Annotated in this window: 15 protein-coding genes; 3 read left to right on the forward strand and 12 right to left on the reverse strand. The window is 51.1% G+C overall.

Features of this window, described 5'->3' with window-relative positions; genetic code table 11:
* Window positions 1–41: 41 nt before the first annotated feature.
* Window positions 42–227, reverse strand: coding sequence for a hypothetical protein (locus BMX82_RS03400; RefSeq protein ID WP_036913307.1), 186 nt, complete (start codon window positions 225–227; stop codon window positions 42–44).
* Window positions 228–445: 218 nt separating this feature from the next.
* Here BMX82_RS03400 and ald point away from each other — a divergent pair, with 218 nt between their 5' ends.
* Window positions 446–1,546, forward strand: coding sequence for an alanine dehydrogenase (gene ald / locus BMX82_RS03405; protein ID WP_091766063.1), 1,101 nt, complete (start codon window positions 446–448; stop codon window positions 1,544–1,546).
* Between the two features lie 27 nt (window positions 1,547–1,573).
* On the opposite strand, the gene BMX82_RS03410 is transcribed toward ald, so the two are convergent.
* Window positions 1,574–3,088, reverse strand: a complete 1,515-nt coding sequence (locus BMX82_RS03410) for a helix-turn-helix transcriptional regulator (RefSeq protein ID WP_091766066.1) — start codon at window positions 3,086–3,088, stop codon at window positions 1,574–1,576.
* Window positions 3,089–3,196: 108 nt separating this feature from the next.
* Entirely contained in the window at window positions 3,197–4,222 is a 1,026-nt protein-coding gene (gap, locus tag BMX82_RS03415; protein WP_027451058.1) for a type I glyceraldehyde-3-phosphate dehydrogenase, read from the reverse strand.
* Window positions 4,223–4,481: 259 nt separating this feature from the next.
* Here gap and mscL point away from each other — a divergent pair, with 259 nt between their 5' ends.
* Window positions 4,482–4,862: a large-conductance mechanosensitive channel protein MscL gene (mscL, locus tag BMX82_RS03420; RefSeq protein ID WP_091766069.1), complete on the forward strand. Its 381-nt coding sequence runs from the start codon at window positions 4,482–4,484 to the stop codon at window positions 4,860–4,862.
* A 58-nt stretch (window positions 4,863–4,920) separates the two neighbouring features.
* Here mscL and BMX82_RS03425 read toward each other — a convergent pair whose 3' ends face one another.
* From BMX82_RS03425 to BMX82_RS03465, 9 genes are all read right to left on the reverse strand, one after another.
* Entirely contained in the window at window positions 4,921–5,412 is a 492-nt protein-coding gene (locus tag BMX82_RS03425; RefSeq protein ID WP_036913730.1) for a nucleoside deaminase, read from the reverse strand.
* A gap of 25 nt (window positions 5,413–5,437) precedes the next feature.
* Window positions 5,438–7,048, reverse strand: a complete 1,611-nt coding sequence (gene guaA / locus BMX82_RS03430; protein WP_036913318.1) for a glutamine-hydrolyzing GMP synthase — start codon at window positions 7,046–7,048, stop codon at window positions 5,438–5,440.
* A gap of 5 nt (window positions 7,049–7,053) precedes the next feature.
* On the reverse strand, window positions 7,054–7,791 hold the full coding sequence (locus BMX82_RS03435) for a nucleotidyltransferase family protein (RefSeq protein ID WP_036913321.1): 738 nt from the start codon (window positions 7,789–7,791) through the stop codon (window positions 7,054–7,056).
* A 73-nt stretch (window positions 7,792–7,864) separates the two neighbouring features.
* Complete coding sequence (locus BMX82_RS03440; protein ID WP_091766072.1) at window positions 7,865–9,412, reverse strand: RapZ C-terminal domain-containing protein; 1,548 nt, start codon at window positions 9,410–9,412, stop codon at window positions 7,865–7,867.
* Window positions 9,413–9,453: 41 nt separating this feature from the next.
* On the reverse strand, window positions 9,454–12,408 hold the full coding sequence (locus BMX82_RS03445) for a DUF4450 domain-containing protein (RefSeq protein ID WP_091766075.1): 2,955 nt from the start codon (window positions 12,406–12,408) through the stop codon (window positions 9,454–9,456).
* Between the two features lie 557 nt (window positions 12,409–12,965).
* Window positions 12,966–15,293 (reverse strand): fimbrillin family protein, encoded by a 2,328-nt coding sequence (locus BMX82_RS03450; protein WP_177172001.1) that lies wholly within the window; start codon window positions 15,291–15,293, stop codon window positions 12,966–12,968.
* A gap of 441 nt (window positions 15,294–15,734) precedes the next feature.
* Complete coding sequence (groL, locus tag BMX82_RS03455) at window positions 15,735–17,366, reverse strand: chaperonin GroEL (RefSeq protein ID WP_091766081.1); 1,632 nt, start codon at window positions 17,364–17,366, stop codon at window positions 15,735–15,737.
* A gap of 141 nt (window positions 17,367–17,507) precedes the next feature.
* Window positions 17,508–17,780, reverse strand: a complete 273-nt coding sequence (locus tag BMX82_RS03460) for a co-chaperone GroES (protein WP_036913332.1) — start codon at window positions 17,778–17,780, stop codon at window positions 17,508–17,510.
* Between the two features lie 117 nt (window positions 17,781–17,897).
* Window positions 17,898–19,247, reverse strand: a complete 1,350-nt coding sequence (locus BMX82_RS03465; protein WP_091766084.1) for a rhamnogalacturonidase — start codon at window positions 19,245–19,247, stop codon at window positions 17,898–17,900.
* A gap of 133 nt (window positions 19,248–19,380) precedes the next feature.
* On the opposite strand from BMX82_RS03465, the gene sppA reads away from it, so the two are divergent.
* Window positions 19,381–21,189: a signal peptide peptidase SppA gene (gene sppA / locus BMX82_RS03470; RefSeq protein ID WP_091766086.1), complete on the forward strand. Its 1,809-nt coding sequence runs from the start codon at window positions 19,381–19,383 to the stop codon at window positions 21,187–21,189.
* The last annotated feature ends 4 nt before the right edge of the window (window positions 21,190–21,193 follow it).

A 21,193-nucleotide genomic window follows, 5' to 3' on the forward strand; every position in this document is an offset into this window, starting at 1 on the left:
TCTCTCTTAAGTTTTTAATTTTGTTATTAATATGGTTTGATTTATTTATTATGCTTTTTCAACTGTTGACGGATTCGCTCGTCGACGAGGGCTTCTAACTCAGGTTGCAGTTCTGCCACCCGTTCATCAACCACCCGTCTGACGAGTCTTTCTTGGTCCATCAGAAAACCTAGATAGTCTGTTGCCAGTTGTCTGGCTTGCTTTTGTCGATCCGTCTTCTTTTGCATTTAGCTATTTATATCTATGGCTAAAGATTATATCGCTGCAAAGATACAAAGAAACTTTTTACATCATGTGAACATTTTCTTCCAAAACACCCTGCAAAATCTTCCAAACTGCCATATTACCCCCTAAAACGAATAAAAAACAGGTCTTTCGAGTACAATGGAAGAGAAATAATTGTATATTTGCAGAAAATATTCAATTAACTAAAACCAGCATCATTATGAAAGTAGGAATTCCAAAAGAGATTAAGAACAACGAAAATCGCGTGGGCATGACCCCTGCGGGAGTAGCAGAATTATCACGTCGCGGTCATGAAGTGAGTGTGCAGCACACAGCAGGCGAAGGCAGTGGCTTCTCCGACGACGACTATATCAAGGCCGGTGCCCGCATACTGCCCACCATCGAGGCAGTGTATCGTGAGTGCGACATGATTGTGAAGGTGAAAGAGCCCATCGAACCAGAATACGAGCTCGTTCGCCCTGGTCAATTGCTGTTCACCTATTTCCACTTTGCCTGTGAGCGCGAACTGACTGAGGCCATGCTCAAGAGTAAGGCTGTCTGTCTGGCCTACGAAACCGTCCAATTGCCCAACGGTTCACTTCCCTTGTTACAGCCCATGAGCGAGGTGGCCGGTCGCATGGCGACACTCAATGGTGCATACTACCTGCAGAAGACCAAAGGTGGCAAGGGTAAACTGATTAGCGGTGTACCAGGTGTGAGTCCTGCCAAGGTGCTTGTCTTAGGCGGTGGCGTGGTTGGCGAAGCAGCCGCAATGATGGCGGCTGGCCTGGGAGCTGATGTGACCATCGCCGATATATCCCTGCCCCGTCTGCGCCAGCTTGACATCGAGACGCCTGCCAATGTTCATACTATCTACTCCTCTGAGCATAACATCCGACAGATGCTTCCTACAGTGGATATCATCGTGGGCAGCGTACTCGTACCAGGCGACAAGACTCCCCACCTCATCACCCGCGAGATGCTGAAACTCATGGAACCGGGCACAGTACTCGTCGACGTTGCCATCGATCAAGGCGGATGCTTCGAAAGTTCACGACCTACCACCCATAGCGACCCTGTGTATATTGAAGAAGGCATCGTACACTACTGCGTGGCAAACATCCCCGGCGCTGTACCCAACACCTCTACCCTTGCCCTGACCAATGCGACCCTGCGTTATGCCATTGCTCTGGCCGACAAGGGCTGGCAACAGGCATGCAAAGACGATTCCGCCTTGGCCAAAGGACTTAACATTGTAGAGGGGAAAGTGGTTTACAAAGCCGTAGCCGACGTCTTCAATCTTCCTTGCGGAAATATCTGATACAGACTTTCCGCAAGACAGAAAATATTACTGTCCTCGATATTGTGAGGGAGTCACGCCATAGGCACGCTTGAAAGAGCGGCCAAAGGAATTTGTCTCGTCGTAGCCACAAAGGGTGGCTACACGGGCGATAGACATATCAGGATTGTCGGTCAGGAGCTTGGCGGCACGCTCCATCTGGATGGCTGAGATGAAGGCTTTGGGCGACTCGCCTGTAACACTCATCAGACGACGGCGGAAAGTCTGCACACTCATATTCATCTCCGAGGCAACAGCCTCGACACCATACTGACCTGTAGAGAGACCATCGTTGACCACCTGAACAAGACGCATGACAAAGAGACGATCTTCAGTGGCTACGTCCTCCTGAGAATTCTGCTCAGTCTCCTCTTTTATTTGTGGTTCAACCTCGCCCACCTCAGCAATACGCATATTCTCTATCTGGCGGATGAGTTCCTGCATGCGCAGACGATCACGACGACTGCGCCACAGACCAAACCCAAGGAGAGCCAGCAGCATGATGACCCCAACGATGAGATAGATACGACGCATCTGAAGCAGGCTGATGTTCTCGGCCTGAAGTTGGTCGTAACCATACTCAACGGCATACTTGGTCAGCAGTTCACCAGTATCCTTATCATAAATCGAGTCACGAAGCGCCATATACCGGTCGTTATGCTCCATGGCCTTATCCGGATCGGTGTGGCGAAGCGATTCGTAAAGTCCCTGACGACTCATAGCCTCATTGTAGAGGTCATGCTGGGCAAGGAAAATGTTCAAGGCCTCATTGAAATAAGTAACAGCCTCAGCGTCGTTGCCTTCGTTATGCAGCATCAGTCCCATCTGATTACAGGCGATACCTAATGAGTGTATGTTACCACTGGCACGTAGCCCGGGGATGGCCTCATCGAGCGCCTTACGTGCCTCATCATGACGTTTCAGGGCAATCAAGGCACTGGCACGTTCAGCCTGTCGGACTGCCATCTTATCCTTACGGCCCAGCTTTTGCTCCATCTCATAAGCCATGGTGGCATACTGCAAAGAGCGCTCATCCTGCTTCAGGTAGTGGTACACCTCAGAAGCCATGCCATGCAGTATGGCCAGACGCTGTGGATTGTCGGCTTTCTTAGAATACTCTATTCCCTTGAGAACATATTTTTCAGCTTCCTTAGGCTGGCGCATTGACATATAGATAGCTGCCAACGTATTGAGGCTTGACGACATAGCATCAGGATCGCCCGACTTCTCATCGAGCACATAACACTGCTTTGCATACTTAGCTGCCTCATTGAAATCACCAAGACGGATATTGATAATTGCCAACAGGTTCAGGCAATCGGCCTCGCCCTCGGCATTACGCTCACTACGCATGGCATTAAGCGCCTGAGTAGCCACCCTCTGAGCCTCTGCATACTGCTGAAGACTGTACAGGCTATCGGCCTCATTCGCTAGTAGTTCGCCCTTACTGCCATCAGCGGCCAGAGCCTCCAAAGGCAGCAACAGGGTCAAAAGGATATACCAGAAAAACGTCTTTAGTCTCATTTCGGCGACAAAGATAATAATAAGTGAGCGAATAACCAAAAAAAAGCACAAAAAAAAGCCACCCGATATAAAATCGAGTGGCTCATGGTTTACCTATATGGGCTAATATTATTTCAGCTCAGCGAGGTACTTAATGGTGCGAACCATCTGAGAAGTGTAAGAGTTCTCATTGTCGTACCAAGAAACAACCTGTACGAGTGAGTTACCGTCCTCCATCTTGCTTACCATGGTCTGGTTAGCGTCGAAGAGTGAACCGAACTTCATACCGATGATGTCGCTAGAAACGAGCTTCTCCTCGGTGTAACCGAATGACTCGTTCTGAGCAGCCTTCATGGCAGCGTTGATGCTCTCAACAGTTACATCACCCTTAACAACAGCGTGCAGGATAGTTGTAGAACCAGTTGGAGTTGGAACGCGCTGAGCAGCACCGATCAGCTTACCGTTCAGCTCGGGGATAACGAGACCGATAGCCTTAGCAGCACCAGTTGAGTTAGGAACGATGTTCTGAGCACCAGCACGAGCGCGCTGAACATCACCCTTGCGCTGAGGACCGTCGAGGATCATCTGGTCGCCAGTGTAAGCGTGTACAGTTGTCATGATACCGCTCTGGATTGGAGCCAGGTCGTTCAGAGCCTTGGTCATAGGAGCCAAGCAGTTGGTTGTACAAGAAGCAGCTGAGATAACAGTGTCAGCAGGAGTCAGAGTCTTGTGGTTTACATTGTAAACGATAGTAGGCAGATCGTTACCAGCAGGAGCTGAGATAACAACCTTCTTAGCACCAGCAGTCAGGTGAGCAGAAGCCTTCTCCTTAGATGTGTAGAAACCTGTGCACTCCAGAACAACGTCTACGTCCAGCTTACCCCAAGGCAGCTCAGCAGCGTTAGGAATAGCATAGATAGTGATTTTCTTACCATCAACTACGATGAAGTCCTCACCAGCCTCTACAGTGTGCTTGTTCTCACCGAACTTACCGCAGAAACCACCCTGTGCTGTGTCATACTTCAGCAGGTGAGCGAGCATCTTGGGGCTTGTCAAGTCGTTGATAGCTACTACTTCATAACCTTCAGCCTCGAACATCTGACGGAATGCGAGGCGACCGATACGGCCAAAACCGTTAATTGCTACTTTTGTCATTTTTACTTAAATATTTAAAGGGTTTATACCTAATTTACTAACTATTTTGCGCAAAAAATGCACTTTTTTCTTTTTTCGTGTGCAAAGTTACAAAAAAAAACCTATATTTGCATCAGATTTCTGTCTTAAATAAGATTAAACAGAACAAATTAGTCAACATTGGCACTTCGGAGAGAAGTATACTTTTGAGATTGCAAAATGCAGATTACAATTCTATAAACAATAAATATTAATCATTAACTATTAAACATTAAAAGTTATGGGATTTATTAAGGAATTCAAAGAGTTTGCCGTTAAGGGCAATGTAATGGACATGGCAGTCGGTGTTATCATCGGCGGCGCGTTTGGTAAGATTGTTACAAGTCTGGTAAACGACATCCTGATGCCTATCCTCGGTATCTTGACTGGCGGTATCGACTTTACAGGTTTGAAGGCCACCATCGGCGATGCCAATATCACTTACGGACAGTTTGTTCAGAGTGTCATCGATTTCGTTATCATCGCATTCTGTATCTTCCTGATGATCAAGGGTATGAACAAACTCAACAAGAAGAATGAAGAGCCCGCTCCCGAGGCACCCGCAGGTCCTACACAGGAAGAGCTGCTGGCAGAGATCCGCGACTTGCTGAAGAACAAGTAAGCCCTTATACCTTATTTATATAATAATAGCCCCACCGACTGGTGAGGCTATTATTTTTTCAATACTCTACCTTATCCGTTTTCTCACTCCACAGACGAAACGTTTCCAGCGCCTCATCACGAAGCATGGGGATGATAGGAACACTGCGGTTCTCCAGCGGTTTATCCATTTCGTCGTAGATAAAATCGTCGGCAAAGTCGATCTCACGGGCATCCTTACGGTTGTTACCATAGTAGATACGCTCGATGTGTGCCCAGTAGATGGCACCAAGACACATGGGACATGGTTCGCATGAGGTATAGATCGTGCAGCCAGTGAGGTCGAACGTGCCCAGTTTCCTGCACGCCTTGCGAATGGCGTTCACCTCGGCATGAGCCGTAGGGTCATTGTCGACGGTAACACTATTGGCACTACCAGCCACAATCTCACCATCCTTCACGACCACAGCCCCGAAGGGGCCGCCGCCGTTCTTCACGCTCTCATTGGCCAGACGGATAGCCTCGCGCATCATCTCCTTGTCTTTCTCTGAGATATAAAACACTTTGTCCATAAGCATCAGGATAAAGGGGTTCTACTTATTCCCACTCGATTGTTGCGGGTGGTTTTGAAGAGATATCGTAGCAAACGCGGTTCACACCACGCACCTTATTAATAATCTCGTTAGATACCTTAGCCATGAAGTCATAAGGCAGATGAGCCCAGTCGGCAGTCATCGCATCGGTAGAGGTTACGGCACGCAGAGCCACGGGGTGCTCATAAGTTCGCTCATCACCCATCACACCTACCGAGCGGACAGTGCTCAGAAGGATAGCGCCAGCCTGCCAGATCTGATCATAGAGCGACACCTCGATCTCACCATCCTGCATCTCTGCAGGCACCCCGGCAGCCAGCACCTTACGTGCTTCCTCGCCAGAGAGGCGTACCTTATACTCACGGAGTCCGCGGATATAGATATCGTCGGCATCCTGAAGGATACGCACCTTGTCAGGCGTGATATCACCGAGGATACGAACGGCAAGACCGGGACCAGGGAAGGGATGACGTGTAATCAGATGCTCAGGCATGCCCAGCTGACGTCCTACACGACGCACCTCGTCCTTGAACAGCCACTTCAGCGGTTCACAGAGCTGCAGATGCATCTCCTTAGGCAGTCCGCCTACGTTGTGGTGGCTCTTAATCACCTTACCGGTGATGTTCAGCGACTCAATGCGGTCAGGGTAGATAGTGCCCTGAGCCAGCCACTTGGCATCGGTAATCTTCTTTGCCTCGGCGTTGAACACCTCCACGAAGTCGCGGCCGATAATCTTACGTTTCTGTTCTGGATCGGTCACACCAGCCAGGTCAGAGAAGAACTTCTCGCTGGCATCCACGCCAATCACATTCAGCCCCAGCACCTTGTAGTCTTCCATCACCTGCTGGAACTCGTTCTTACGCAACATGCCGTGGTCAACGAAGATACAGGTCAGGTTCTTGCCAATGGCACGGTTCAGCAACACAGCAGCTACCGAAGAGTCGACACCACCCGAGAGACCCAGGATGACACGATCCTGTCCCAGCTGCTCTTTTAGTTCTGCCACGGTAGAGTCAACGAATGAAGCGGCGCTCCACTCCTGCTTACTGCCACAGATGTCTACCACGAAGTTCTGCAGCAGCTGTTTGCCCTGCAACGTATGGAACACCTCCGGATGGAACTGCACTGCCCATACAGGCTGCTTGGTAGAAGCGAAAGCAGCATTCTTCACATCAGCCGTAGAGCCGATTACCTTGAAATCCTCAGGAATGGCAGTGATGGTGTCGCCATGACTCATCCACACCTGTGAATGCTGTTCGAAGCCTTTGAACAAGGGATTAGTAGTGTCAACCGTCTGAAGGTTGGCACGTCCGTATTCACGAGAGTCGGCTTTTTCAACTCGTCCACCCAGGGTATGGCTGATGAACTGTGCGCCATAGCAGATGCCCAGCACAGGCAACTTACCTACGAACTGCGACAGGTCGACCTTGAAAGCCTCCGGATCGTGTACTGAGTAGGGCGAGCCACTCAGGATAACACCAATCACAGAAGGGTCATCCTTGGGGAACTTATTGTAAGGCATAATCTCGCAGAAGGTGTCCAGCTCACGAACACGACGACCGATCAACTGAGTCGTCTGTGAGCCGAAATCCAAAATAATAATCTTCTGTTGCATAAGTCTTATAATTGTTTAATGAATGTTTCTGCTTGTTCCAGCGTGTCGAGCTTGCCCACATCCATGAGTCGCAGGTCTTTCTTCTCCAGACCCATGAAGGCAAACTGATGACAGTACTTCAGATAGAAATCCATGATACCGAAACGCTCCGGCATCTCAGCGAAGAGGGGATATATGCGAGGCCACAGCACATGGATACCACTGAAGGCCAGACGCTTCATATCGTCAGGGTCGAGCCCGGCATACGGACTCTTCACCTCACCAGTCTCGATGTTTGTCCAGCCGTCGAGTATCATCTCGTCGTCGAAGAGCAGATAGCGCTTCGTCTGCCGCTGACTTACCACCAGCAGGGCGTCGGGTGTCGCCTCGCTGTCAGCAGCGATGAGCGAGTCGAAATCAAGATTACTCAGAATGTCCACATTATGAATCAGGATAGGACTGTCCTTATCGAAGAGCGGCAGCGCTTTCTTGATGCCTCCGCCTGTTTCGAGCAGTCCACACGTCTCGTCAGAGATACGGATGTCGACATCAAAATTGTGATTTGCCTGAAGGTAGTCGACGATCTGCTGTGCAAAATGGTGGACATTGACAACGATGCGCTCATAGCCGGCAGCCTTCAGCTTCATGATGACATGCCACAGCAGAGGCTCTCCCCCTACCCTTACGAGTGCCTTCGGCATCGTGTCGGTCAGCGGTTTCAGTCTTGTACCGAGCCCTGCGGCAAAAATCATCGCCTGTTTCATCTTTGGCGTGCAAAATTACTCAAAAGTTTCCATCTACACAAATAAAACTCCTGTTTTTTTCCCGTCGGCATGCTTATTCCGCAGCCTCAAGGGTCTGTGTGATATTCTGTTCACGATGGGTGATGCGCACCTCAACGCCGAACTTCTCATGTATATGCTCAGCCAGATGCTGGGCTGAATAGACAGAGCGGTGCTGACCACCCGTACATCCGAAACAGAACATCAGCGATGTAAAGCCTCGCTGGATGTAGCGCCTCACATGAGCATCAGCCAGTTTATATACCGAGTCGAGGAACGTCAGTATCTCCCCGTCGTCTTCAAGGAAGCGGATCACGGGCTCGTCGAGTCCCGTCAGTTTCTTATATGGCTCATAACGGCCGGGGTTGTGCGTGCTGCGACAGTCGAACACGTAGCCACCGCCATTACCGCTCTCATCCTGAGGGATACCCTTGCCGTAAGAGAAGCTATACACCTTCACCACCAGCGGTCCTTGGGCATCGTACTTCGAGAAAGTGGCGGGTCCGTCCTGCGGATGCGCCTTGTAGGGGTTCAGCTCTGTGGTCTTATAGCCGTCGGCACGACTGGCCGTGGCCTCTATCTGCTGGAACTGCGGCAGTTCTGTCAGCTGTTTCAGTATCTCCATCAGATAAGGATAGTCGAACCGCGAAGAGCTGTTCAGGAGTTCACGCAGGTTCTGTATGGCAGGCGGTATGCTGTCGATGAAGTGCTTCTTCTGCTCGAAATAGCCACGGAAGCCATAAGCGCCCAGCACCTGGAGTGTGCGGAAGAGCACAAACAGCGACAGGCGGTTGGCGAAGTGGCGCACAGGAGGCACCTCGGTATAGTCCTTCAGCGAGTTGTAGTACTCATACACCAGGTCGCGGCGCAGCTTGTGGGGATAGCGTGCGGAAGCCTGCCAGAGGAACGAGGCCAGGTCGTAATAATACGGTCCCTTGCGCCCGCCCTGATAGTCTATGAAGTAAGGTCTCCCATCGCCGTCCAGCATCACGTTGCGTGCCTGGAAGTCACGATACAGGAAGCAGTCGCCCACTTCGTATTCGTCGTTTGTCAGGTCCTTGGCCAGCAGTCGGAAGTCGGCCTCGAGCTTCAGCTCATGGAAGTCTATCTCCGTTGCCTTCAGGAAGCAGTACTTGAAGTAGTTCAGGTCGAACAGCACGCTGTCCACGTCGAACTCAGCCTGCGGGTAGCAGTTCGAGAAGTCGAGGCCGCGCGCCCCGCGGATCTGCACGTTGGGCAACTCACGGATGGTACGTTTCAGCAGTTCCTGCTCCTTCAACGTGTAACGTCCGCCAGCCTCTCGTCCGCCACGCACGGCGTCGAAGAGCGAGGTCGAGCCAAGGTCGGTCTGCAGATAGCGCAACTGGTCGTCAGATGCCGCCAGTATCTTGGGGACTGGGAGTTTGCGCCGTGTAAAGTGCTCCGTCAGGTAGATGAAAGCATGATCTTCGTCACGACTGGTGCCCACGACACCCACTACGCTCTTCCCGTCGCTGTCTGTCAGACGGAAATAGGTGCGGTTGCTGCCGGCACCAGGAATCTGCTGAACGTTAGCAGGCTCTTCCCCCTTCCATTGTTTATAGAGTTCTAACAACTTTTGCATATCGCCTGCAAAATTACGACTTTTTTACGAGACCTCCAAACTTATTGCAAAGTAATCGCCATCAATCCTATCACCACATCGTTAGAGAGTGTGCGCAGGGTGAGCGATTTCAGTTTCTTCTCCGGGTTCAGTGTCATGCGCAGCATCTGTGCAGCCCCACCGGGTATCTCTCGCCCATAGACACCTTGAATGCCGAGCGCCTTACCCAGGTCACGGCTCACATCGCCTGTTGACAGGCAAACGCGATAAGGGCGCAGGCCTGCCGTCTTGAAGGCCTTGCCGTCTGCATAGTAGTCCTGCTCTATGGGGCACCAGTTATCGGGATTCCTCAGTGCCAGCGTGTCAGTCGAGCCGTCGGCATAGGTTACTGTCACCACGCCGTTGTCTATGCGACTCTGCATGTGGTTGGTCGACCCAGCCATCAGCAGGTAAGCGCTCTTAGCCCTGCCCTTCAGAGGGATGACCACAGAGTCGGGATAGTTGTCCCAAAGAGAGGTATAGATGATGTTTTCGCCCTCTGCCGGCGTACGGAACGGAACGCCTGCCACAGTAAAGACGCCTTTTCTGATGAGCGTACGGAACACGGAGTCGTTAATCTCTGCCGTCAGTTGTGGGTGACACCATTCGCCAATGCCCTGCTTGGGAATCTGCAGCGTCGTCGACTGCGGGCGCGGACTCAGATATTCGTTCTTGAAGATATCATCCACCTCGGCATTAAACCGCCTGTCGATCTTCACCTGGCGGAACGCCTTCGTCAGGTCAGGCTCTGCCACTCCCGGCACGGAGGGGCTACTCGCTTCTGCCGAGTCTGTCACTGACACAGAAGCGCCGTCCCTTTGTGTTGTCCGCTGTACAGAAATCAGCTGATGCGCCTCGTCCGTACCCTCGACATCACGATACGCCCCACCGCCAAGGTTCTGTCTCAGCACAATCTTCAGCGGCTGACGGAAATGCTGGGTAATCTCATAAACGTCGCAATCGTCCTTTCGTGTATATTTATATTCCAGATAAGGTGTCCTCACACTGGCGTTCTCCCACTCCGCAGGGAATCCCGGACGGATGATGCACTTCCCGTCCAGCGCCTGAGGGATGATGCCGAACAGCCCCTGCAACAGCGTACGGCTGCTGATGCCGATGCAGTCGCCGAAGTCGCGATAGCACTCTCCACGGGCAGCGTCGTAATAGCTGATCTGTCCGAAGTTGCCGGGACTGGCGCCGTAATACATCTGATCCAGCACGTTCGCCTTCATCAGACGGTAGCCCTCCTCGGCTCTTCCCGCCTCGAAATAGGCCAGCGCCGTATGCATCACCTCGGCAGCCGCCACGTTGTTGATGCTCCACGAATAGGGCAGCCAGTCGCTCGTCGAGATGGTCTGATAGCCCGTATCCTCTACGTCGATATGAGGGATATGCCTGTCCACATAACGGGTGGCCTCATAGGCCTGCTGAGGCGTACAGGCGCCGCAGTCGATGGGCGTATAGATGCTCCACACGGCAGGATGGTCGTGCTTACGCTTCAGTCCCATCGCGTCCTGATACTCTGCCCACACACCTTTTTCGGGCAACCACAGGCGTTCGTTCATCGCCTTGAGGATAGCCTCGGCCTCTGTGCGATAGGGCGCTGCGTCCTCACCGAGCAACTCAGCGATACGAGCCGCCAGCTTATTGCCGCGATAGTTGTAAGCCGAACTGTGCGTCACGGCGCCGCCGCTGTAATAGAGGGCATCAGATGCCCAGATGCAGCAGTAGGCATCGTAGAGGTGATCGCCGTCAGGGTCGTAGTTGCGCTTCTCCCATGCCAGATGCGATGTCAGCACAGGCCACATCTTGCGCATATAGGTAGTGTCGGCGTCGTACTGGAAGTGCCACAGCAGCTCGTCGACGTAGTTCAGGTTCATATCATAGTGGTGCATCTGGTCGTTGCGCTCAGGATTGCGACAGATGTAGCCGTTCGAGTACATCTGCGTGCCCCACTTCTTCTCGGCTCTGGCAAGATTCATGGTCGTGTCCTGCGAGGGATGGGGAATCACGGGCTCTACCTCCGTCACCTGACTCTTGGCATAGGCGTCGAAGTGGCTCACAGCCCTGTCGTTCCACCCCAGCACATCGCCCAGATAGCCTGCCCGCCACCCTGCCAGCGGCATGCGCCAGCCTATGCAGCCGTGCAGCCACGTCTGTCCGTCCCAGTCGCCATCAGCCGCCAGCGTTAGGGCTCCGCCAAGCGTATTGATAAAGGGGTCGGGCGTCTGGAACCGGATGCGGCCAGACAGTTCCTTAAAATATGAGACAGAAGAAGAGAACAACTGATTCGCCTCCTGGAAAGGCATATCCACGACTTGGTCGAGCTTAACGACAACAAACGCGACATCCCCTTCTTTTCCCATGATGGCAGCATCAACCGTCACCTCATCGGATAATGGTTCAAAAACGCCAGGAGGATCGGCCCCGATATCGCCGTTACGATGCAGTTTAGGCTGGGCAATAGGGGCCGACAGGACTTTTATGCTGAGCCTTTCCCTTATTGCCTCCAAATCAGAACACGACGCTGATTTGGAGAACATAAACACAGCCCCTTCCTCTTGAGGCAATGCGACAGCCATCACATACAGCGTCCACTTCCAACGTCTGTCTCCAACGAGGTAATGACGGATGCCATTACGATACCAGGCCCTGCACATAGCCGCGGAATCAAGTGGCACGCCATTCACCTCAAAACGGATATTGCGGTGATGCCCCTTCTTGACGACTGCGAATACCGGACGGTCACTGGTTTCCAACCGCCAGTCTGTATGACTGCCATAAAGCGCCCTCGTAAAACGATTCGTTCCGTTCTCACAGAAGAAGGCATTACCCTGAGGCTCATACTGCAGCCGTCGCTCCACCCCTATCTTGTCGAGGTTATACGACGTCGACTCAATAAAATCGCCTATTTTCTGCTTCTGCGCAGAAGCCAGCGTACTCAGAAGCATAGCGTATAGTAGTATCCGTTTTCTCATCGTGTTTGTTTTGGTGCAAAGGTACGATTAAACGAGAAGAAAACCAAATAATATCCGTTATTTCTATTAACTGCCAGACCTCAGAACGAGTAAAACAACACGACAAAGTGGCTCGTGAGAATCGTGTCTTTACGAGCAAGCCGCCCTTCGTCCGCAAACACGCGAGTTTTGAGCCGTTTCCGTAAGTCATTGAGAACATGAACGTTACAAACAAGCCTTATTTCCAGCCCTCGTTCAGACGTCATCTTTCGGAACAAAACAACTTGTTTTGTTCCCGAAAAGACTATCTTCACCCCCCGTGGAGACTACTTGAGCGCGCATAAAACAACTTGTTTTACACAAAAAAGGGTAGACTCTACGCCGAATAAACCCTAAGTTTGCTACCGACAAACCCCAAGTTTCATTACGACAAACCCATCGTTAGTCGTAATGAAACCCCAAAAGCGCCTCCCGCCGCCCTAGAATGAGCCAGTCGAGAAGCGCTTTTTTATGTATGTTTTATTGACAATTACTACATTTTCAGGCCATTATGCTCCAAGGCATGGCCTTATGCACTATTAAAAAGCAAGAGCAGATCTCACAGCGTTGGCAGCAGTCTTGTCATAGTTCGATACAAGATCTCTAGCAAAGATAAAATACCATGCTCGTGTATCGTTATACTCTGTACTTGCCCAATAATCATATTCATCTATATTTGTTCCGCCATGTTTTACAAAACTTGTACGCAAAGCATCAAATCCTCCCATAGCATTTATCATTTGCTTCCATTGGTAACCAGAAGCCAGGAACCAGCCAGTGGTGCTGGAAGGAGCGGCAGTTCCATTATTTCGTATTGCTGCATAAAATGCGGGATAAGTACTGCTATTGTGTGATGAATTATATGATAAACCATCCTCAGAAGAGAAGTTCTCAGTGGTTGCCCTATATGAGTGACCACCTGATGTATTCGACGTTTTCCAACCAATACGGCCCGCATCCGACATAGCCAAGGCCAAGCCGTGTTTGTAAGTGCCGTTGGCTGTAGCAGTTCCTTTGTAGGTCACTACTGCTACAGGCGTGTGATTATAAGCTCGAGCGAGACCACCATAAGGATAGGCCTTGGCATTATTGGCAATCACCCAGCCAAGTTGGATAGAACTACTTGACAGATCCACACCAGGATCAGCATTACGCGCCTCGCCAACTCCTTCGTTGCGGAACAGACGGACGGATAAGCCCCACCTCTTGGTATCGTTGTTGACAATCAGGTAGCCACTACCGAAGAGCAGGTCACGAGCATTCTCACCCGATGTCTCCGTAGTCGACCAGAAGTTGTCGTACATATCGATACTGTGATCGGCAGCGCCGGTTCCTCCGTTATTACTATTATTCCTATAGCCGACAGCATAGAACTGGCGCTTCAGAGCTCCCTCATCTTCATTGACAGATGTCCAGAAAGAGGCATCGTTCATATATGTGGAAAGCTTTGTGCCCAACGTTGCATCATTCTTGTCCAAGTAATCGATTAGTTTGGCCGTAATGGTCATCACATGAGTAGATGTGTTGAACTCATATTTCCATGCACTACAATAAGGGGTACCGAGATATCGGAGGGCATAACGTACATTGGCTGTAGTATAGGTGCTCCAATACGTCCAGTCGGCAATACCCGTCGTCTTGGTCGCATCGCTGTAGCCGAAGATACAGGTCTGAGCTGAAGATACGAGACCTCCCGACGGCATGAAATCGGCAGTGAATACATTAGACTCAGAAGGTATTATACTAAACCACTCCTTTCGACAAGGCAAATGATACTTAAAACCTGTGGTGCCGTCCGTGATGTCACCAGCCCAATAAGTATCGTATGAGGCGCCTGTTTTCGAGAAATAGCCCATAGCGTCGTACCAGTTATAACACTGAGCAGAGCCTGCTGCGGCGGGGTTGGTCTCTAAGGTAACGACCTTTGTGCTCGTGTTATAGCTCTTTACGTTATTCTCGGCCACATACCAAAGCGGATTCAGGCGCTTGTCTTTGTTGTCGCACTTTACGTTATACACGTACTTGGCGTTCTCGGCGAACGTGGCCACCGTGTTGGGAACGGTGACCGTGACGTTGCCCATGGTGATTGTAAGCACGCCCGACGGTGCTGCCTGTGGAGGAATGACCGCCTCGAAGACACCATTGCCAGTATGGCGGGCGGTGATGGTGGTGGCCGTGCCGCTGGCTGAGCCAAGGGCACCAGTAGAGGGGTTGATGGTGATGGAGGGCTTCACATTCCTTACCTTCACCGTGACATTGGTTACGTTGCTGGGAATCAGCCCGATGCCTGCCGTAAGGTTCACCTCGATCTTCGACAGCTTATGCGTGAAGTTCAGGGGCGCGCTGCCCACGGTCTCATAGCTGCCTGAGCCCTCACCATAGTGAAGGTCGGACTTCTCGTAGTTGCCCGTGGCGCTCTGGTCGGCCAGCACGGTATGCGTCAGCGTGCCGATGGCCGTGCCCTCAGTAGGAGCAGTAGAGAAATTGCCATGAACGGCACGGAAGGTGAGTCCGTCGCCGTCGCTGGGGTAATACTTCGTTGAGCCCGTCAGACCGCCGCTGCCGTCAGAGGTCAGCGTCCACGCCTTCAAAAAGGCGTATGTGCCAGCGCTGCCCTTATCGGCCCATACATATACTTTCTCGCCGTTGGCAATGGCCGTCTCGTAAAGGCCTCGGGTGGCGCGGCGGCTCGTCAGCTCCTTCCACGCCTCGCGGCTCCAGGCCGTAGCATCGCCTGGCGACAGCGTCTCTGCGGCGACAGACGCCGTCAGCTGTATGGACATGGGAGACACTGCCCGCCTTTCCTCGTAGGAAGTGCAAGCGCCAAACAACAGCAATGCCACTATAATCGTTATATTAGTTTTCATGTTCATAACTGATAGATTTACCTTACTTGGGGGCAAATATACGCAAAAATGTGTGAATCAAGAAGAAAAAAGCGCAAAAGAAAGTTAAAGAGAGGTTATTTTGTCAAGATTCCGGTCAGTTAAGGGACTTAAAAAAGCGACTGTCTCACGACAACCGCTTCCAAAAAACAAACTACTTAAAAACTAATCTACTAAAACAAATCAAAAAAATATCTTTTACTCAAAAGTCTCTAATACTATCTTGATAAAGGAATATACTCCTTTCCACGCTGCAAAGGTAATACCTTTTTTTATTCTGCCAAGCATTTAAGCGTAAAAATAACATTATTCGTCTATAAAATACTAAAAAAGAGGGATGAATTCGAAAATCCATCCCTCTTTTTGTTATGTTGGCTTAGCAAAAATATATCATTTCGCCAAGTGCATATTATACTCAATTGATTACATCATGCCACCCATGCCTGGGGCACCTGCCATCGGCATAGCGGGCTCCTTCTCGGGCTTGTCGCAGATGAGGCACTCGGTGGTGAGGAACATACCTGCGATAGAAGCGGCGTTCTCGAGAGCAACACGAGCAACCTTGGCAGGATCGATAACTCCTGCCTCGCGCAGATCCTCGTACTTGTCGAGACGGGCATTGTAACCGAAGTCGCCCTTACCCTCGCGAACCTTCTGAACAACTACGGCACCCTCGCCACCAGCGTTGGTGACAATCTGGCGCAGAGGCTCCTCGATGGCGCGACGGATGATGTTTACACCAGTCTGCTCGTCGGCATTGTCGCCCTTCACGTTGGCAAGAGCCTCCTGAGCGCGGATGTAGGTAGTGCCGCCACCAGCTACAACACCTTCCTCGATGGCAGCACGGGTAGCGCAAAGTGCATCGTCTACACGATCCTTCTTCTCCTTCATCTCAACCTCTGAGTTAGCACCTACGTAGAGTACTGCTACGCCACCAGCCAGCTTGGCCAGACGCTCCTGCAGCTTCTCCTTATCGTATGATGAAGTGGTGTTCTCGATCTCCTTCTTGATCTGAGCGATACGATCCTGAATGCCCTGCTTGTCGCCAGCACCGTTAACGATAGTGGTGTTGTCCTTAGAAACAGTTACCTTGTCGCAAGTACCCAGCATCTCGAGGGTAGCCTGCTCAAGCTTCAGACCCTTCTCCTCGCTGATAACTACACCACCGGTGAGAACAGCGATATCCTCAAGCATTGCCTTACGACGGTCGCCGAAGCCAGGAGCCTTGACAGCACAGATCTTCAGACCACCACGCAGACGGTTTACTACGAGTGTGGTCAGAGCCTCAGAGTCAACATCCTCGGCAATAACCAGCAAGGGGCGTCCGCTCTCAGCAGCAGGCTGCAGGATAGGCAGGAAGTCCTTGATGTTTGAGATCTTCTTATCGTAGATCAGGATGTACGGGTTCTCCATCACGCACTCCATCTTCTCGCTATCGGTGATGAAGTAAGCTGAGAGGTAACCACGGTCGAACTGCATACCCTCGACAACACCGATGTGTGTGTCGCGGCTCTTGCTCTCCTCGATGGTGATGACACCATCCTTAGAAACCTTGCGCATAGCCTCGGCCAGCAGTTCACCAATCTCCTTATCGTTGTTGGCTGATACGGTAGCAACCTGCTCGATCTTATCGTAGTTGTCGCCAACCTGCTCAGCGCTCTTAGCGATGTGCTCAGTAACGGCCTTCACAGCCTTGTCGATACCACGCTTCAGGTCCATGGGATTGGCACCGGCGGTAACGTTCTTCAGACCCTCTGATACGATAGCCTGAGCCAGGATGGTAGCAGTTGTTGTACCGTCACCAGCGTCGTCGCCAGTCTTTGAAGCTACGCTCTTAACGAGCTGAGCACCTGTGTTCTCGAACTTATCCTCGAGCTCGATCTCCTTTGCTACGGTCACACCGTCCTTGGTGATCTGAGGAGCACCGAACTTCTTCTCGATAACTACGTTACGACCCTTAGGACCGAGTGTTACCTTTACTGCGTTAGCCAACTGGTCAACGCCCTGCTTCATAGCGTCGCGGGCGTCAATATTGAATTTGATATCCTTTGCCATAATTTTGTATTTATTTATTTTGTAAACAAGGATACAAGGAGTTCACGGAGTTCAGGACATTACCTTTTTCCATAGACAGGAAGTTGCAGACATTTGTCTTGAACTCCTTGAACTCCCTGTCTCCTTGTCTCCGATTAAACTTTATTTTTCGATGACTGCTAAAACGTCAGACTGACGCATCATAAGGTATTTTGTGCCCTCGAACTCGAGCTCGGTGCCAGAATACTTGCCATAAAGAACCTCATCACCCTCCTTGAGGACCATAGCCTCATCCTTGGTGCCCTGGCCTACGGCCTTGATTGTTCCATGTAGGGGCTTTTCCTTTGCGGTATCAGGAATAATAATGCCGCCAACTTTCTCTTCTGCAGGTGCTGGCAATACCAACACGCGGTCTGCTAATGGTTTGATGTTCATAATCTTGAAATATTTTAATGTTTATACCTTATTAATATATATGGCGAGACAGTCTTACGACCATCTCGCCATATTCTCAGCCAAAACCGTGCCAACTCTTATGGTTGTGCCAACTTGTCAGCGACTTGTGCCATTGATCGTGACATTCTTAACCACAGAACGCTCTATCATGGTCTTGTCGAAGGCATCTTTCTCGTCGGTCACATCCACGTCCTCAAATGAGAAGTCGACCAGGCGGTACTTGTCGGAGGTACCTACATCGAAGAAGTTCCTGGTCTTCATCTGAATGTTCCTGATGTATATATTATTGCACTGCGACAGGGGCATGTCGTCGCGCTGCTCGGGTTTGAAGAACTGCGTCCAGGGGCGAACCACAAGAAACGAGCCACACTGTCCCTTGATATCCTCGACACGGACATACTCATAGTGCTGGGGAGTGTCGGGGCGCATCTTCAGCCAAAGCACACGGCTGGCGGCCTTCACATCGATGCGGCGCAGGATGATGTTATGATCGAAAAGACTCTCAGAGCCCAGCGTCAGGCAGCCATGCACCTTACCATAGGTACAATCCTCGATGATGATGTTGGAGCAGGGACCATTATCGGGATTCTGGTCGGCCCAGGTGCCCTTGCCGCCTTTCAGTACCACAGCGTCGTCGTTGACATGCATATAGCAGCCATGGATGAGCACGTTCTTGCACACGTCGAGGTCAATGGCATCCGTACTCGGTCCTCCCCGACGGGGATCTACTGGTGTGACGTTCTCGGTGGGCGCAAAGATGAAGCAGCCCAGATAGCGTACATTCTCGCAACGATAGAGATGGTTGGTCCAGAAAGGAGAGTTGATGATCTTCACATCCTGAACAGTGACATTCCTGGAGTTGGAGATATAGACGTTTCGAGGGCGCATGGCCTCGAGGTTGGTGCACTGGGGATTGTACTTACGACGGATCCAGAACTCCTCCCAATATTTCTGTCCGTTACCGTTAATCGTGCCAGGACCTGTGATTGTAAAACCGTCGACACCATCGGCATTGACCAAGGCTGCGAAGTAGTCGAGCGTCTGACCTTCCATACGGGTCTTCACGATCTGGAAGTCACGGATGCGGTCGGAGCCTTTCAGTTCACCACCCTCCTCGATCTTCAGATGGGTACCAGGCTTGAAGAACAGTGAACCACTCAAGAACGTGCCACGGGGAATGACTACCACGCCACCGCCCTCGGCAGCACAACGGTCGATGACAGCCTGTAACTGCTGAGTCTGCACACCATCGGCATAGCGATCGACACCATAGGCTGTAACGTCGTAGTGTTTCAACCCAGAGAGATCGACCCTGCTCGTATCAGAGAACCATGCTGAAATCTCTGTACCGTCAGGCCATAAATCAACAGCCTTGACTTTGCGTTTGCCAAAAGCGACTGCCGTAACAGCCAGCATCAGCACAAACAATAAGATTCTATTTTTCATTGCTTAAGTGATTAGTTTGGGGTGCAAAGATACAGAAAAACAGGATAAATACCAAATTTTTCGCTTTTTACTTTGGTTATTCGCTCTTTTTACACTATCTTTGCCCACAGTTTACGTAAACCAACAACTAATTATGAAGCAGTTTTTTAAAATGACTCTGGCCACAATATGTGGTATTGCCATCTTCCTGGTGGTATCTGGACTATTTCTCGTGATCTCACTGGTTGGCATGATTGCCAGCGATTCAGCATCGACCAAGGTAAAGGACAACTCTGTCTTCGTAATCAAACTGGACGGGACTGTCAACGAGCGGGCTGAAAGCGGTTCGCCTCTTGACGCATTTCTGAATATGGGAGACATGAGCGCCATGGGCCTTGACGACCTGAAATCATGTATTAAGAAAGCCAAGAACAACGATAATATTAAAGGTATATATCTGGAAGGTGGTGTGGCCTCCTTCGATTCGCCTGCCACTGCTCAGCAGTTGCGCGACGCTCTGAAAGACTTCAAGAAGAGCGGTAAGTGGATCGTGGCCTATGCCGACCAATATCTGCAAGGAGCCTACTATGTTGCTTCTGTGGCAGACAAGATTTACCTAAACGCCGAGGGTGCCATTGACTTCAAGGGACTCGGCGGCAAGAGCGAATACTATAAAGGGCTCTTCGACAAGCTGGGCATCAAGTATCAGGTGGCCAAAGTAGGAAAGTACAAGAGCTACGTGGAGAGCAACACCCTGACGGGCATGAGCGAGTACGACCGCGAACAGCGCACCGTATTATATAACGGCATCTGGCAGTACTGGCTGAAGGATATCGCCGAGAGTCGCAAGGTGACACCTGAGCAGCTGAACAAACTGGCAGACGAGAGCATCGTGGCTCTTTTAAACACAGACGACTACGTGAAAGCCAAACTCATCGACAAGGTGCTGTTCCCTGAAGATATCAAGGCAGAGATCAAGGGCCGTCTGAAGCTCGACGAGGATGACGACGTCAACCAGCTGAGTCTGGCAGACATGCTGAACGTGAAGACAAAAAACAAGATGGATGGCGAGAAGATTGCTATCTACTACGCATATGGCAACATCGTTGACAGCGACGCCATGGATCTGCTGTCGGGCTCTGGCCACAGCATCGTAGGTAAGTCCACTGCAGAGGATCTGCGCAAACTGGCAGACGATGACGACGTGAAGGCGGTGGTGTTCCGTGTAAACTCCGGCGGCGGTAGTGCTGTAGCTTCTGAGCAGATCCGCCATGCCATCAAGCTGCTGAAGGCCAAGAAACCTGTGGTTGTATCGATGGGTGGTGCAGCTGCTTCCGGTGGTTACTGGATCAGTTCATCGGCCAACTACATCATTGCAGAACCGACCACCATCACCGGTAGCATCGGTATCTTCGGTCTTATTCCTAACTTCAGCGGCCTGGTAACAGACAAACTGGGTGTGACCTTCGACGGCGTGACCACCAACAAGTTTACTGACTACGAGACCAACCTCATACTTAGCAAGGATAACGCTGAAGAGATGAAACAGTTGCAGACTTACATAGATCGTGGTTACCAGAACTTCCTGAACATCGTATCGGAAGGTCGCGGACTGAAGCCTGCCGAGGTTGACTCAATCGGACAGGGCCGCGTCTGGCTGGCTACCGATGCTGTAAAGATCAAGCTTGTAGACAAGATCGGCAGTTTGGGTGACGCCGTGAAGAAGGCTGCCGAACTGGCCAAACTGGATGAATACTACACGTCTGCCTATCCCACAAAAGGCAGTTGGCTGGATCAGTTCATGTCTTCTGAAGAGAAGGGCAGCTATCTTGACAGCAAGTTGCGCCAGGAGCTACAGGTACTGCTTGGCGACCTCTACGAACCTCTGATGGAGATCCGCCAGACTGTGAAAGACGGTAGCGTTATTCAGGCTCGTATGCTCGAAGATATCCGTGTAAAGTAAATAC

The organism is Prevotella sp. khp7 (genome assembly GCF_900109055.1).
In the GTDB taxonomy this organism is placed as follows: domain Bacteria; phylum Bacteroidota; class Bacteroidia; order Bacteroidales; family Bacteroidaceae; genus Prevotella.

What these genes read in the sequence shown, in the direction of transcription:
- BMX82_RS03400 (WP_036913307.1), bottom strand. Translation starts at nt 227, where the DNA reads ATGCAAAAGAAGACGGATCGACAAAAGCAAGCCAGACAACTGGCAACA.
- ald (WP_091766063.1), top strand. Translation starts at nt 446, where the DNA reads ATGAAAGTAGGAATTCCAAAAGAGATTAAGAACAACGAAAATCGCGTG.
- BMX82_RS03410 (WP_091766066.1), bottom strand. Translation starts at nt 3,088, where the DNA reads ATGAGACTAAAGACGTTTTTCTGGTATATCCTTTTGACCCTGTTGCTG.
- gap (WP_027451058.1), bottom strand. Translation starts at nt 4,222, where the DNA reads ATGACAAAAGTAGCAATTAACGGTTTTGGCCGTATCGGTCGCCTCGCA.
- mscL (WP_091766069.1), top strand. Translation starts at nt 4,482, where the DNA reads ATGGGATTTATTAAGGAATTCAAAGAGTTTGCCGTTAAGGGCAATGTA.
- BMX82_RS03425 (WP_036913730.1), bottom strand. Translation starts at nt 5,412, where the DNA reads ATGGACAAAGTGTTTTATATCTCAGAGAAAGACAAGGAGATGATGCGC.
- guaA (WP_036913318.1), bottom strand. Translation starts at nt 7,048, where the DNA reads ATGCAACAGAAGATTATTATTTTGGATTTCGGCTCACAGACGACTCAG.
- BMX82_RS03435 (WP_036913321.1), bottom strand. Translation starts at nt 7,791, where the DNA reads ATGAAACAGGCGATGATTTTTGCCGCAGGGCTCGGTACAAGACTGAAA.
- BMX82_RS03440 (WP_091766072.1), bottom strand. Translation starts at nt 9,412, where the DNA reads ATGCAAAAGTTGTTAGAACTCTATAAACAATGGAAGGGGGAAGAGCCT.
- BMX82_RS03445 (WP_091766075.1), bottom strand. Translation starts at nt 12,408, where the DNA reads ATGAGAAAACGGATACTACTATACGCTATGCTTCTGAGTACGCTGGCT.
- BMX82_RS03450 (WP_177172001.1), bottom strand. Translation starts at nt 15,293, where the DNA reads ATGAAAACTAATATAACGATTATAGTGGCATTGCTGTTGTTTGGCGCT.
- groL (WP_091766081.1), bottom strand. Translation starts at nt 17,366, where the DNA reads ATGGCAAAGGATATCAAATTCAATATTGACGCCCGCGACGCTATGAAG.
- BMX82_RS03460 (WP_036913332.1), bottom strand. Translation starts at nt 17,780, where the DNA reads ATGAACATCAAACCATTAGCAGACCGCGTGTTGGTATTGCCAGCACCT.
- BMX82_RS03465 (WP_091766084.1), bottom strand. Translation starts at nt 19,247, where the DNA reads ATGAAAAATAGAATCTTATTGTTTGTGCTGATGCTGGCTGTTACGGCA.
- sppA (WP_091766086.1), top strand. Translation starts at nt 19,381, where the DNA reads ATGAAGCAGTTTTTTAAAATGACTCTGGCCACAATATGTGGTATTGCC.